General features: G+C 44.7%; 10 protein-coding genes. 6 read left to right on the forward strand and 4 right to left on the reverse strand.

The genetic code is table 11. The features are described 5' to 3' along the window. Positions 1–143: 143 nt before the first annotated feature. Complete coding sequence (locus K5Q92_RS03685) at positions 144–2,627, forward strand: Ig-like domain-containing protein (RefSeq protein ID WP_220767704.1); 2,484 nt, start codon at positions 144–146, stop codon at positions 2,625–2,627. A 71-nt stretch (positions 2,628–2,698) separates the two neighbouring features. Here K5Q92_RS03685 and astB read toward each other — a convergent pair whose 3' ends face one another. Beyond that, positions 2,699–4,036 carry an N-succinylarginine dihydrolase gene (gene astB, locus K5Q92_RS03690; RefSeq protein WP_220767705.1) on the reverse strand — a complete coding sequence of 446 codons (1,338 nt, stop codon included), beginning with the start codon at positions 4,034–4,036 and terminating at the stop codon, positions 2,699–2,701. Positions 4,037–4,373: 337 nt separating this feature from the next. Here astB and topA point away from each other — a divergent pair, with 337 nt between their 5' ends. Then, positions 4,374–7,076, forward strand: coding sequence for a type I DNA topoisomerase (gene topA, locus K5Q92_RS03695; RefSeq protein ID WP_220767706.1), 2,703 nt, complete (start codon positions 4,374–4,376; stop codon positions 7,074–7,076). A gap of 110 nt (positions 7,077–7,186) precedes the next feature. Here topA and K5Q92_RS03700 read toward each other — a convergent pair whose 3' ends face one another. Beyond that, the gene (locus tag K5Q92_RS03700) at positions 7,187–7,963 is read right to left on the reverse strand and encodes a hypothetical protein (RefSeq protein ID WP_220767707.1); all 777 of its coding nucleotides are present in this window, start codon (positions 7,961–7,963) and stop codon (positions 7,187–7,189) included. A gap of 226 nt (positions 7,964–8,189) precedes the next feature. On the opposite strand from K5Q92_RS03700, the gene cysB reads away from it, so the two are divergent. Continuing rightward, the gene (gene cysB, locus K5Q92_RS03705; protein WP_220767708.1) at positions 8,190–9,164 is read left to right on the forward strand and encodes an HTH-type transcriptional regulator CysB; all 975 of its coding nucleotides are present in this window, start codon (positions 8,190–8,192) and stop codon (positions 9,162–9,164) included. Between the two features lie 85 nt (positions 9,165–9,249). Here cysB and K5Q92_RS03710 read toward each other — a convergent pair whose 3' ends face one another. Beyond that, the gene (locus tag K5Q92_RS03710) at positions 9,250–10,626 is read right to left on the reverse strand and encodes an L-serine ammonia-lyase (RefSeq protein WP_220767709.1); all 1,377 of its coding nucleotides are present in this window, start codon (positions 10,624–10,626) and stop codon (positions 9,250–9,252) included. Positions 10,627–11,017: 391 nt separating this feature from the next. Between K5Q92_RS03710 and nagZ the strand changes: the two genes are divergently transcribed. The 3 genes from nagZ (at position 11,018) to K5Q92_RS03725 (ending at position 13,273) form a co-directional block, all read left to right on the forward strand. Beyond that, a complete protein-coding gene (gene nagZ / locus K5Q92_RS03715) occupies positions 11,018–12,025 on the forward strand; it encodes a beta-N-acetylhexosaminidase (protein WP_220767710.1) in 1,008 nt (335 codons plus the stop codon). Between the two features lie 73 nt (positions 12,026–12,098). Beyond that, on the forward strand, positions 12,099–12,638 hold the full coding sequence (ycfP, locus tag K5Q92_RS03720) for an alpha/beta hydrolase YcfP (protein ID WP_220767711.1): 540 nt from the start codon (positions 12,099–12,101) through the stop codon (positions 12,636–12,638). Positions 12,639–12,997: 359 nt separating this feature from the next. After that, positions 12,998–13,273 (forward strand): acylphosphatase, encoded by a 276-nt coding sequence (locus K5Q92_RS03725; RefSeq protein ID WP_220767712.1) that lies wholly within the window; start codon positions 12,998–13,000, stop codon positions 13,271–13,273. Here K5Q92_RS03725 and K5Q92_RS03730 read toward each other — a convergent pair. Beyond that, on the reverse strand, positions 13,270–14,262 hold the full coding sequence (locus K5Q92_RS03730) for a peptidoglycan binding protein CsiV (protein WP_220767713.1): 993 nt from the start codon (positions 14,260–14,262) through the stop codon (positions 13,270–13,272). The two genes, K5Q92_RS03725 and K5Q92_RS03730, sit on opposite strands and share 4 nt — an antisense overlap. Between the last annotated feature and the right edge of the window lie 2 nt (positions 14,263–14,264).

A 14,264-nucleotide genomic window follows, 5' to 3' on the forward strand; every position in this document is an offset into this window, starting at 1 on the left:
GGGTTTGGGTTAAAGTTTGGGTTGATTCTTTTAAAAAAATAGCTGTTTATTGTGGAAAAGTTGCAGGTAAATTGTGTAATGTATGGCTTTAGGTGAATGTATAATTGCCGAAAATAATAATTTGAGTAACAGGGAGTCTGACAATGAAGTCAGCTTATAGTGTTTTTTTTGCTTTAATATGGTCATTTTTCCTCATAGGTTGTGGTGGAGGCGGCAGTATTTCGACCGATCCAGGCAACCCAAATCCGCCGGAGCCGACAGAAGTAGTTACTGTCGCACTTTCAATTTCAAACACTGAATCCATTAAAGCAGAGGAGCCTGCAGAAGTTACGGCTGTGGTAACAAGTTCTCTCCATGGGCCTTTGGCTGGAAAGTTAGTTACTTTTAAGTTAGATAACAGTTCGATAGGAACCTTTATCCCTGGAATCGGCACCGATAAGACTGACGGTAATGGTACCGCTAAAGTGTTATTGGCGACTTCGAATATCCCCGGAGCGGGCTCATTAACCGTTGAAGTAGCCGGTTATAGCGATATAACCTCTGAACCATTGATTTTTGTAATGGAAGGCGATGGCGGTGAAGTTAGCAGCGGCGCGTCTATTGTTGTTGCGTTAACGGATATAGATGGCGCACCTGTTGAAGCGATTACCACAACCGTACCGGGAAAGGTGACGGCAACGGTAAGTGGCATTAATAAGCCTTCTATCGTTACTTTTGCAACAACCATAGGTGATCTGCCAATTAAGTCAGCTGTGACCGATAGCAATGGTAAAGCAACTGTAGATATCTATGCTGGTAGCTCTCTTGGGGCTGGAGAAGTGACAGCTTCACTCTCAAGCGGCGAAGAGGGGAAAGTTGTTGTCGTTATTGGTGCAACAAATGTTGTAATGGGTAGTGGTACGCCTTTTGAAGAAGGTGTTGCAAACGTCAGTGTAGACGAGTTAACTGCTGGCGGCACGGCAACAATCTCGGTGGCAATTCAAGATGAAAATGGTAACCCGTTTACTCAGCCTGTAGATGTTAACTTCTCTTCAACCTGTTCAACTAAGCCAAGTCCAGAAGCTGAAATTAGTTCACCAGTTCCTTCGGTAAATGGTGTGGCTACCACCACCTATTTAGCTAAGGGGTGTAAAGGGGACGATGCGATTAATGTGACTGCCAATGCAGGTGGACTGAACTTAGCGGCAACGGCAACGATTAAAGTATTACCTGCAGATGTCGGGAGTATCGTATTCCTATCTGCGACACCGCAAAATATCAGTATTTTAGGTACGGGCGGGGTAGAGTCTTCGGTTATACAATTCAAGGTATTAGATACAAATAGCAACCCAGTTAGCAATCAAGCAGTTTCATTTAAGCTCAATACTCAAGTGGGTAAAATTAGCTTAGATCCTGAGACTGCAACGACCAATAATCAAGGTATTGCCCAGACGGTGGTGAGAACTGGTACGGTAGCAACATCGGTGCGTGTCACTGGTACTGTCGTTGACTCTACTCCTGTTATTTCGAGTCAGTCGAGTGAGCTAGTTGTGTCTACGGGTATTCCGGATCAAGATAGTTTTTCTCTATCTGCTTCAGTATTAAATGCAGAAGGATGGGATGTTGATGGTACAGAGGTCACTGTTACCGCTCGCTTAGCTGACGCATTTAATAACCCTGTTCCTGATGGAACAACGATTTCATTTACCACTGAAGGCGGTTCTATTGAAGATGCTTGTCAAACTGAGAAAGGCGCTTGTAGCGTTATCTGGACCAGTCAGCAGGCGAGACCTGAAGGTTATCAGCTAATCAATGGTGCCGGTGTGATGGTTAACGATCCTATTGCGACCTTGTCTTTTGACTCAGCGTTAGGTGTATATGGTAACCATTATGGTCAAAAGTATGGTGGACGAGCGACTATTACAGCCACAGCTATTGGTGAAGAATCATTCCCTGACTTAAATGGTAACGGCCGTTTTGATGCTGATGAAGTGACGGCGTTTAGAACACAGAACGATGTGAGTGGCATGCCGTTTGATTTAGATGATGCGTTTAATGATTATAATGAAGATGGCTTGTTTAACCCACAGCAGGACAATGGTCAAGCTGGTGGCGAGTTAGAGGAGTTAGTTGATTTTAATTCTAACGGTGTCTTTGATCTTAAAGATGGCAAATATAATGGCGTATTGTGCTCTGATCCAGTTCATGATGCTTGTGCCGATGGTGTCAGTGACTCTAAGTCTCTTTATGTTCGTGGCAGTCTAGTTATCGTGATGTCAGGTAGCTCGGCATTAGCAACAGACCCTTCTCGCGTATTAATTGTTGATAGTTATAGTGGGGATAATGGCTCTTACGATCAAAGTATCGATATTATCGGTAAAGCGACAGGAACCGTATATTTTACCATCTCAGATCTTCATAATCAGCAGATGCCTGCAGGCTCTAAGGTTCGTTTTACGGCGAGTGCGGGCTCAGTTGTGAGTGGTTCTGAATACGTTTGGCCGAGCACTAATTATAATGGCGGACGAGAGTTTAGTGTGACCATTAAAGGTGAAGATGAGCCAAACTCAGGAACCTTCCTTGTCACAGTTGAAACGCCAGGCGGAGTGAAAACCCAGGTGATTTCATTACCTATCTCAATTAACTAAAGAGATAACAATTAGAAGCCCCGCATATAGCGGGGCTTTTTTTATGTTGTAAAGCGGACTTAATACAAGTGTTATCTTTGGAACTGATAAACACTGCCCAGCTTCATGATCTGGGTTAGCTCATCGAGTGCTGTGCGCGACTCAATGACAAGTTGAGGGTCGGCAAGATCTTCAACCGATAGGCGATCGCGATAATGTTTGTCTACCCACTGATTTAGGCGAGTAAACAGTGCATCATTCATTAAGGTGTGCTGATTAACTGCTGCCACTTCGTCTTGGTTCATCGCAACGCGTAGACGCAAACATGCTGGGCCACCACCATTTTGCATACTCTGCTTTACATCAAAATAGAGCACTTGCTTAATAGGCGTATCAAGCGTCACTAGCTCGTTAAGGTAAGCAAATACGGCTGGGTTTTCTTGACAGTTGGTTGGCGCAATAATCGCCATCTCACCGGAAGGCAACGTGACAACTTGCGTGTTAAACAAGTAACTCTTTACCGCATCTTGAATCGCCACCTTAGAGGTAGGAACTTCAATAAAGTGTAAGGCTGAGTCACCAAACTTGTTCTTAATTTCAGTAAGTTTTGCCTGTGTGTTTAAAAAGGCCTGCTCATGGTAGAACAACACATTTTGGTTACCCACTGCAATGACATCGTTATGGAATACACCTTGGTCAATCACATCGGGATTTTGCTGAATATAAACCGTGCCCTCATCATCTAATTGATGCAGGCGAGCCACCGCTTGTGAAGCTTCGAGAGTCTGGCGAGCAGGGAATTTTTGTGGCTTAGGCGCTTGTGGATTAGTGGCTTCTTGGCCATAGACAAAGAGCTCGACACCTGCATGACCATATTCGCTGCAAAGTCGAGTATGGTTAGCTGCGCCTTCGTCGCCAAAACTAGTATGTTCTGGTAGATGTTGGTGATGTTTGAAAAAGCGACTATCGTTAAACGTAGCTTGAAGAATATTACCCGTGGTCGTTGGCTCTATGCTGCGATGTAGCTTATCGACCAAGTTAGCCGGAGTGAAATGTAACTTGCCGTCATGGGTATCGGCACTGGGGGATACAGTTGCGGCGTTAGCTGTCCACATACTGGAGGCACTACAACAGGCACGTAGCAACGCAGGTGCTTCTTTAGCAGCTTTATTTAAGATTTCAGCATCTGTACCCGAAAAACCAATTCTTCGCAGTGTATATAGATCTGGGCGTTCTTGAGGGGCAAGCATTCCCTGAACGAGACCAAGATCGGCTAGGGCTTTGGCTTTTTTGAGACCTTGCTTAGCCGCATCTTTCGGGCTTGACGTGGCAGCGGCGTTATTTAAAGAGGCGACGTTTCCAAATGATAAACCAGCGTAATTATGCGTTGGCCCAACGAGTCCGTCGAAATTCGCTTCAAAATGCTTCATTCTTCTTTATCCTTAAGGGTAGCTCAGGTGTTATATCTTTCTCTGAGTTGTAATTATTACGGCCAGTATACTTAAGAGCTGGTGCTTCACAAGCGAGTAAAAATTGATGAAAACTGTAGATTTGCATCGAAATGCACAACTAATACTTGCTTGATGACTAATAATGAAATATTTATTTTTAAATACGCACTATATTTTTTCACATTTATTTCAAAAATGGTTAAAAATTGGTACTCCAGTACAAATAAAAGAGGGATTAGCTTGAAACTCTTTACACAACCCTCTATATATGGAGCCAATTTTCCGTTTTCTGAGACTCGTTGGCGCAAATTAATCTATGGGTAAATCGCTAGTAATCGTCGAATCACCGGCCAAAGCCAAGACTATTAATAAATATCTAGGCAAAGATTTCATCGTTAAGTCGAGCGTAGGTCACATCCGTGATCTGCCTACATCATCGAGTTCAGACGCCAAAGTTGTCAGTAAAACAGCAGCTGAACTTAAACTGATGTCTCCAGAGGAGAAGGCTGAGTATAAGAGTTTAAAAGCGAAGCAAGCTTTAGTTGCCCGCATGGGGGTGGATCCTGAAAAAGGCTGGAAAGCCAAATACCAAACCCTACCAGGCAAAGAGAAAGTCGTTAAAGAATTGCAAACCCTGGCAGCGTCTGCTGACCATATCTATCTCGCAACCGATTTGGATAGAGAGGGGGAGGCAATTGCTTGGCACCTACAACAAGTGATTGGTGGTGACGAGTCTCGCTATCAACGCGTGGTGTTTAACGAGATCACTAAGACTGCGATTCAAGATGCATTTAGCCAGCCGTCGGTCCTCGATACCAACATGGTTAACGCACAACAAGCGCGTCGTTTCCTCGATCGTGTCGTGGGCTTTATGGCTTCGCCACTGTTATGGAAGAAAGTCGCACGTGGCCTGTCAGCCGGTCGTGTACAGTCTGTAGCCGTTCGCCTTGTGGTTGAGCGTGAAAGTGAAATTAAAGCCTTTGTGCCAGAAGAGTTTTGGGATGTTCATGCCGAGTTAAATACCTTAACCGATGAACTGCTAAAAATGCAGGTGGTTAAGTTTCAAGGCAAAGCATTTAGCCCTGTTAATGAAGTTGAGGCTCAGACTGCAGTAAGCCAACTATCTCAGTCTAGTTTTGTGGTTGCTGCTCGTGAAGACAGAGCAACATCAAGCAAGCCATCGGCGCCGTACATCACATCGACCCTACAACAAGCTGCGAGTACGCGTTTAGGCTTTGGTGTTAAGAAGACCATGATGATGGCGCAGCGCTTATATGAGGCGGGTCATATTACCTATATGCGTACCGACTCGACCAACTTAAGCCAAGAAGCACTCGACAGCGTTCGCGACATGATTGGTAAAGAGTATGGTGACAAGTACCTACCTGAATCACCAATTCGCTACGGTAGCAAAGAGGGCGCTCAAGAGGCTCACGAAGCGATTCGTCCTTCAAACGTAAAAGTTAGCGCCGCTTCTCTTTCAGACATGGAGCGTGATGCACAGCGCCTATATGAGCTTATTTGGCGTCAGTTTGTGTCATGTCAGATGACACCTGCTAAATATGACGCAACCCGTTTGACTGTAAAAGCGGGTGACTATGAGCTGAAAGCTACAGGTCGTACGTTGCGCTTCGATGGTTGGACACGCGTTCAAACTGCCATCAAGAAGAAAAACGAAGAAGACAATACGTTGCCATACGTCGCACAAGGCGATGCGGTTACGCTAAAAGAGCTGCAACCTAAGCAGCACTTCACTAAGCCGCCAGCGCGTTATAGTGAAGCTTCTCTAGTTAAAGAGCTTGAAAAACGTGGCATTGGCCGCCCATCTACCTACGCAACGATTATTTCTACGATTCAAGATCGTGGTTATGTCAAAGTCGATAACCGTCGTTTCTTCGCAGAAAAAATGGGGGAGATTGTCAGCGATAGTTTAGTCGGTAGTTTCGAAGATCTAATGAGCTATGACTTCACGGCGAGCATGGAGCAAACATTGGATGATGTTGCCCAAGGTAAGCTTGAATGGAAGAAAGTGCTCGATGGTTTCTATAAAGACTTTACCAAGCAGTTAGAGGTTGCTGAATTGCCACCTGAAGAGGGCGGTATGCGCCCGAATGAGATGGTAATAACTGATGACATCAAGTGTCCGACTTGTGGTCGTCCAATGGGGATCCGCACAGGTACAACTGGCGTGTTCCTAGGTTGTTCAGGATATGCATTGCCACCTAAAGAGCGTTGCAAAACCACGATTAATTTAACGCCTGGTGAAGAGGCAATAAGTGAACATGGTGAAGATGCAGAGACCGAAGCATTAAGAGCTAAACACAGATGTGGCATTTGTGGCACAGCGATGGATAGCTACTTAATCGATGAGAAGCGTAAGTTACATGTATGCGGTAATAACCCAACCTGTAATGGCTATGAGGTCGAAGCGGGACAATTTAAGATCAAAGGTTACGAAGGGCCAATCATTGAGTGTGATCGTTGTGGTAACGATATGGAGCTTAAAAATGGTCGTTTTGGTAAGTATTTTGGCTGCACGAACTCAGAGTGTAAGAACACCCGTAAACTACTGAAGAGTGGCGAAGCGGCGCCGCCAAAAGAAGATCCAATTCACTTACCAGAGCTTAAGTGTACTAAGTCTGATGCGTATTTCGTGCTAAGAGACGGCGCTGCGGGGATCTTCCTTGCTGCCAGTACTTTCCCTAAGTCGCGAGAAACTCGTGGCCCGTTGGTGAAAGAGCTTGTTAAGTACCGTGAACTGTTATGGCCAAAGTATCAGTACCTAGCCGATGCACCAACAGAAGATGATGATGGTAACCCTGCTACAGTGCGTTTTAGTCGTAAGACTAAAGAGCAGTATGTGGCAACAGACGTTGATGGTAAAGCGACTGGCTGGACATCGAAGTATGTTGACGGCAAATGGGTGACAGAAGCTAAAGCCAAGGCTAAGCCAAAAGCGAAAGCTAAACCAAAAGCTAAACCAAAAGCCAAGCCAAAAGCGAAAAAAGACGAGTCATAGACTTCAGCTTTAAACCGTAATAAAAAAGCCCCGAATCATCGGGGCTTTTTTATTGCTACTGCTATACGGTTTGCAAATAACTCATTTTATTAGAGTAAATTGAGCTTTGGTTACCACTTCTTCTTAGGCTGGAATAAAACGTCGATATCATCATCTTCAGCCTTGGACTTGGTTATAACAGGATGCGCACTCTTTTGCGCACCGGTGATCTCCTCAAGCATCGCTTTCGCTTCTTCTACTTTTAGGGCGATAAAGGGATCATTTGGAGTTTGAGCCTTAATTGTGTGTAGTGTTGCTAGGGCCTTAGTCACCATCTGTTTAGCCGAGCCATACTGCTTCATAAAACAGGCTGCTCTGCCCCTGCCTAGCATTGAGTCAACGTTAATTCGAAGTTGTAGGCTATCGATACGTTGCTCTTCTTGACTAAAAATACTGGGATCAACTTTGCCTTTATTATGCTCAGCTCGCAAAATCGCTTTCATTTTCTTAAGCGTTTGTACAAGAGTAAGGATCTGTCTATCACTGTCTGGTAAGCGAAATAACTCGATTGCTGGCGCAGGTTTAGGCGCAGATTGCAGTGCTTGGATCTGGCCTCGCAAATCAATTAAACGGCGCTCGAAATCGCTACTCTGATTACGAGCGATAGGGAGGGCGTTAGTTAGTGCATCTTCAACTCTTCGGTAGAGCATAAGGATGAGATCTGATGAGCAAGGGAATAGGCCCGTATTTGACAAAACCTCTTCGGTTTCATCAATTATAGCCCGATGGCGTGCAAGTTCATTGCGCCGCTCAGCTTCTACGCGTGCTTTTTGTTGCTGAACGATGCTAATTCCAATTACTAGCAGTAAAAGGGTGCCGAGCAAGATCAAGACGGAAGCAAATATCATAGCAAAACCAATAAATTTACAATTCGACTAATGCTACTATAAATCAACATTCTAGGGTAGTAATCTTCATCATGGATTAGCTAGAAGTGCTTCGCAGAGATTGACAATTATGCTATATTCCATTTGATTTAATTATAGCGTTGTACTATAACCAATAATTATACTTGAATGGTTCATAACTCATATATTAGACAGGTTTTTAGCCTGCCCATTGGAAGGATATAAGATGAAGTTGCAGCAACTTAGGTATATTGCAGAGGTCGTTAATCACAACCTCAATGTTTCTGCTACTGCGGAAAATCTGTATACATCTCAGCCGGGTATAAGCAAGCAAGTGCGTATGCTTGAAGATGAGTTAGGGATCCAGATTTTTGGGCGCAGTGGTAAGCACTTGACCCATGTAACGCCCGCAGGTCAGCAGGTGATTAGTATTGCCAATGATATTTTAGGTAAAGTCGAAAGTATCAAGAAAGTGGCTGAAGAGTATACCAAGCCAGATCAAGGTGAGTTGAATATCGCAACGACAGACACTCAAGCACGTTACGCGTTACCCAATATTATTCAAGGCTTTATTGACCGTTACCCTAAAGTTAATTTGCATATGCATCAAGGCACGCCATCACAGATCAGTGAACTTGCTGCAAGAGGTGAAGCCGATTTTGCCATAGCAACAGAGGCGATGCATCTTTATAGCGATTTAATCATGCTGCCATGTTATCACTGGAATCGCTCAATCGTGGTTAAGCGCGACCATCCGCTCGCCTCACGCAGCAATATTAGCATCGAAGATCTAGGCCGTTTTCCATTAGTAACCTATGTATTTGGTTTTGATCGCGCCTCAGAAATTGAAAAGTCTTTTAATCGCGCAGGTCTTGAGCCTCGAGTGGTATTTAGTGCGACCAGTGCCGATGTATTAAAAACTTACGTAAGACTAGGTTTGGGAGTTGGTGTTATCGCCTCTATGGCAATTGATGAGCATATGGATAAAGACTTGGTGGCAATCGATGCAAGCCACTTATTTGCCCATAGCACGACTAAGATAGGCTTTAGAAAGGGCAATTTCCTACGTACTTATATGTATGATTTTATCGAACATTTTGCGCCGCATTTAACTCGTCCGGTCGTTGAGCAAGCGGTAGCGTTAAGAGATGCACAGCTGATTGAGGCCATGTTTACTGATATCGAGTTACCAGTAAGGTAGAGTTTGCTTCCAATAAAAAACCTCGCAATAGCGAGGTTTTTTGTTTTATCACGAGAGGCTTAGCCTGTAACGATAAAATGTGTGGTTAACACTCAACAATATTAACGGCTAAGCCACCTTTAGCAGTCTCTTTATATTTGCTGCGCATATCTTTACCCGTATCCATCATGGTCTTTATCACCTTATCCAGTGATACCTTATGATTACCATCACCGCGCATTGCCATGCGTGAGGCATTGATGGCTTTGACTGCGCCCATGGCATTACGTTCGATACAAGGCACCTGTACAAGGCCGCCGACTGGGTCACAGGTTAAACCTAGGTTATGTTCCATGCCGATTTCAGCTGCATTCTCAACATGTTCAACGGTGCCGCCCATGATTTCAGTTAATCCGGCAGCCGCCATAGAGCAGGCTACGCCCACCTCGCCTTGGCAGCCAACCTCGGCACCAGAAATTGAGGCGTTCTTCTTATAGAGAATACCAATGGCTGCAGCTGTCAGTAGGTAGCGAGTGCAAACGTCTTGGTCGACCTCTTGCACGAACATATCGTAATAGCATAAAACGGCAGGGATGATGCCTGCTGCACCGTTAGTCGGTGCGGTAACTACGCGATCGCCTGCAGCATTTTGCTCGTTAACGGAAAGAGCAAATAGATCAACCCAATCCATTGCTGTTAGTGGATCGACACAGTTTTTACCTTCGGCTTTCAAGCGTCTATAGAGCGAAGGTGCGCGGCGTCTAAGCTTTAGCCCACCGGGAAGAATCCCCTCTTTTTGATAACCACGTTCGACACAGGTCTTCATGGTCAGCCAAATTTCCCATAAACGAGCATTGATATCATCGACCTCGGCAATGCTAAGTTCATTAGCCATCATTAGTGATGAGATGCTAAACCCGTTTTCGGTGCACTGTTCAAGCAGTTGTTGAGCCGAATTAAAATCAAAAGGGGCAGACTTAATTGGTGCTGCTGGTGATGCGTCTTGAGCTTGAATTTCATCTTCATCAAGAATGAAGCCACCACCGACCGAATAATAGGTACGCTTATAGATGCATTCACCGTCCTTGTAGGCATATAGGGTCATCGCATTAGCGTGAGCGGGTAGGCTTTTACGCCTGTGATAGGTAATGCCGTTTGCACGGGTAAAGAGCACTTCACGCCCGGTTGCAAGCTTGAGCTTATCAGTATTCTTAACTTGCTCTAAAATGGCATCGATGCTGTCGGTGTCAACCGTTTCAGGAGCCTCTCCCATCAGGCCTAGAATGACCGCTTTACCAGTGCCGTGCCCAACTCCTGTTTGCCCTAAAGAACCAAATAGTTCAGAACGTAATTCATCAACCTCGTTGAGATGACCTAACTCTTGCAGTTGCTCAATAAAAACGTTTCCTGCTTTCATTGGTCCCACGGTGTGAGAACTTGACGGCCCGATGCCGATTTTGAACATGTCGAATACACTAATCATGCTAAACCTTTATTGCTCTAGTCGTTATAGTTATGACCAATCCCACTAAGACAGCCTGCAATGGAGCTATGCCCATAATCTTGGTATATTTCACTTCTTGGGCGTGAAAATACTATGCTTGATGTTAATCTTAGTCGTTTGAATTAATTGGTGTTAAAAAGTATCCCATACTTTAGCTTTTTCTCGATCATTAGTTTTTTGTATGCAATTTCTACGCATTAGATAATCTAATTACAGTTTGGTTGCAGCAATGATATTTTTTTGTTTTTAAAGCAGTACTAGTTATTGTTTAACATGCATTTATTTAAGGTTTAACTATTCAAATCATAGAGTGCTTTCTTTAAGCTTTGCTAGGTGAGATCTTTAAGGTATTAAAAATTTAGAGGGTTATATGAGTTATTTGATGTTAGATATTGAGTCAACGGAGCTGAGCGCTACGGAATCATCGCAGTTAACTCATCCCATGATAGGCGGCTTGATTTTATTTAGTCGTAATTATGTCAGTAGGGCTCAATTGATTACCCTCATTAAGTCAATACGTGCGATTCGTCCCGATATCCTGATTGCGGTAGACCATGAGGGGGGGAGAGTACAACGTTTTCGAGATGGTTTTACCGTCCTACCTGCCATGGGTGATATTCTTCCTGCAGCAAAAGGGGATATGGCACTGGCCAAGCGTTGGGCAACCGAGCTAGGTTACTTAATGGCGATAGAACTGCTTGCGGTCGATATTGACTTAAGCTTCGCCCCTGTATTGGATTTAAATGGGGTCAGTCAGGTGATAGGTACCAGAAGCTTTAGTCCTGACAAGGAGGAGGTTGCCGAGCTGGCGAGTGCCTTTATCGATGGCATGGAGCAGGCGGGTATGTGCGCAGTGGGTAAGCACTTTCCTGGGCATGGTAGCGTAGAAGCGGACTCTCATATTGCCAAGCCCGTTGATGAACGTACACAAGATGAGATTTTTGCCAACGATATGCAGCCCTTTAAGACCTTAATCGGTAAAGACCGTTTACAGGGTATTATGCCTGCGCACGTGATTTATCCTAAGGTTGACAGCAAATCAGCTGGCTTTTCTCCATTTTGGCTGCAAGAAGTGCTGCGCAAACAGCTAGCCTTCAATGGGGTAATTTTCTCTGATGATCTCGGTATGAAGGGCGCCGCTGTAGCTGGCGGATACACAGCTAGGGCACAAGCAGCGCTCGATGCTGGGTGTAATATGATTTTAGTTTGTAACGACAGTAAAGGCGCGACAGAGGTGCTAAAGGGTGTAGATTGGCCGACTGATAATAACCGACTGAATGCTAATTTATTAAAACCCGATCAAGCCAGAGTGGTTAAAGCACTCGAAGATAATGAGCGTTGGGAGCGTGCCAAAGCCATTGCTCAAAACTTGATTTAGCGCAACATAGATACCAGTTCGGCTTGCTAAGTTAGCAGTTGATTATATACATAAAATTTTTTGGAGGACGATAATGATCCTTTATCTTCATGGGTTTGATGCAACAAGCCCCGGTAATCATGACAAAATGCGTCAGTTACAGTTTATTGATGATGACGTACGTTTGGTCAGTTACAGTACCTTGCATCCTAAAAATGATATGCAGTACCTCTTGAATGAGGTCAGCAAGCAGATCGCGTCATCAGATGATGAATCACCGCTGATTTTGGGCGTGGGCTTAGGCGGATATTGGGCTGAGCGCATAGGCTTCTTAAATGGCATTAAATCGGTGCTGATTAATCCTAATTTGCTTCCTCAAGATAACATGGCCGGAAAAATTGACCGACCTGAAGAGTATGCCGATATTGCCAATAAGTGTGTTAAAGACTTCCGAGCCTTAAATAAAGGTAAGGCATTGTGTATCTTGGCTCGCCAAGACGAGGTTAATGACAATGTGAAGGTGGAATCGACTCTAAAAGATTACTATACGGTCGAGTGGGATGATGAGCAGTCGCACAAGTTTATCTCATTAGCGGCCCAGCTTCAGCTTATTAAAAAGTTCAAAGACAGTTAGTCCCATGGGTTAAGCTTATTAAGACGATTAAAGACTACTCGTCCCGTTGGTTAAGTTTTCTAAGTACCATCAATAGCCATTAGGTTATTGGTGGTTTTTTATACCTATACTTTTGGGATAATTTATTGGGTGGCATTTGCAAGCGGCTGGCTGGAGCCATGATTTTGCTATTCATCGAACTTGCTAGCAGAGATTAGGCGATTGTAGATGAATATGATTGTAAATATGAGCTTATCTTTGCTCATGACAGTGCTTTAGGCTATGTTATTTCTAATACCAATGAGATTGTTTTTAATCTGAAATATTTTTATTTGGACTCGGTGGTTAGCGAGTGGAGTCTTTCGTACAAGGAATAGGTTATGAAGCGTGTCATGATACAAGTGAAGGGGAAGGTACAGGGTGTTTCTTATCGTCAGAATACACTTGTTCAAGCGAACACTTTAGGGGTCACGGGCTATGTGAGTAATCTAAGCGATGGTACGGTGCAAATCTTAGCTCAAGGGAGCGAAGTCGCGGTCGACAAGCTCATTGGATGGTGTTACATCGGCGCACCAGCATCTCGGGTGGACGACGTGATTGTTGAAGAGGACGAGGCAGATGAGATCTACCTCGATTTTTCAATTATGCAGCCTTAATAGGTCGTTAGTGGTTCCATGGCAACGCTATTGCTCTTGGGTACCTTTGCGCTTGGGTGCTCCATCTTTCTGATCTGAATGATCATACCCATTTTAGGGTGATCGAAATAGTGGACTTCATCACTACGCACCCTTCGATTTTGCACCATAGGAATAGCGTAGAGGTAAGGCGTTGTAACCTCTTGCGTACTTGCCTGTGTTGCCTCTGGAGTCGTTAGCTGCTCATTTTGTGCAACGGTAACCGTCTTGTTGCCCTCTTCACGCAAGGTGAAGTTTGTTTCAATAAAGAGGTAGTGCTGCAGATAGATATTAATCGTACCATCAAACTTCCACACTGGCTTATTAGTGTCGTTTGCAAACTGACTTGTCATAAAGTCGAAGTTGCCAAATTCTGAGCTGGCCTCCTGAACTTTGATCGGATGACCGTTAAACTCATATTCATCTGAATAGTCGTGTCCTGAATACAGTTTGACCGGAATCGCTCTGTTGCGAGGCAGCATTGATTGCTGCCATGTCATATGCAAGAGGCTGGTGGTACCTTTTTCACGAGATATCGTCGCGATAATATCGTTAAATTGGCTCTGACTTTCGGCTAGCAGTACTGCTCCATCGCCAAGGTGCGCAGTGGCGGGGGCGGGAGCGGCAATCTGCATCGGTACATCGGCTAGGGCTTTATGATTCGCGCTGCTAAGTTGCTCATTACAGTTTACGCTATCGGTTGCCCAATCGCTTGAGGTGCAGCCGTTCAGCCCCATACTCACAGCCGTTAAATCGGTGCTGACCATAGGGGTAATAAAGTCGACTGTCTTACGTGTGCGAGTCTCTGCGGGAGCTGTTGGCCACTGCTCTACGGTTGGAACGTCCCGCTCGAAGATATAGACCTCAACCTCAAACCAACGCTCTTCTGCAGCATTAACGCTTACAGATAAGCTGGATAGAAGGCCAACAGCTAAAGCTGCGCTTAGCTTGTTTTTAGATAGTCTTAACACGA

The organism is Shewanella sp. MBTL60-007, assembly GCF_019654915.1.
Lineage (GTDB): Bacteria > Pseudomonadota > Gammaproteobacteria > Enterobacterales > Shewanellaceae > Shewanella.

What these genes read in the sequence shown, in the direction of transcription:
- K5Q92_RS03685 (WP_220767704.1), top strand. Translation starts at nt 144, where the DNA reads ATGAAGTCAGCTTATAGTGTTTTTTTTGCTTTAATATGGTCATTTTTC.
- astB (WP_220767705.1), bottom strand. Translation starts at nt 4,036, where the DNA reads ATGAAGCATTTTGAAGCGAATTTCGACGGACTCGTTGGGCCAACGCAT.
- topA (WP_220767706.1), top strand. Translation starts at nt 4,374, where the DNA reads ATGGGTAAATCGCTAGTAATCGTCGAATCACCGGCCAAAGCCAAGACT.
- K5Q92_RS03700 (WP_220767707.1), bottom strand. Translation starts at nt 7,963, where the DNA reads ATGATATTTGCTTCCGTCTTGATCTTGCTCGGCACCCTTTTACTGCTA.
- cysB (WP_220767708.1), top strand. Translation starts at nt 8,190, where the DNA reads ATGAAGTTGCAGCAACTTAGGTATATTGCAGAGGTCGTTAATCACAAC.
- K5Q92_RS03710 (WP_220767709.1), bottom strand. Translation starts at nt 10,626, where the DNA reads ATGATTAGTGTATTCGACATGTTCAAAATCGGCATCGGGCCGTCAAGT.
- nagZ (WP_220767710.1), top strand. Translation starts at nt 11,018, where the DNA reads ATGAGTTATTTGATGTTAGATATTGAGTCAACGGAGCTGAGCGCTACG.
- ycfP (WP_220767711.1), top strand. Translation starts at nt 12,099, where the DNA reads ATGATCCTTTATCTTCATGGGTTTGATGCAACAAGCCCCGGTAATCAT.
- K5Q92_RS03725 (WP_220767712.1), top strand. Translation starts at nt 12,998, where the DNA reads ATGAAGCGTGTCATGATACAAGTGAAGGGGAAGGTACAGGGTGTTTCT.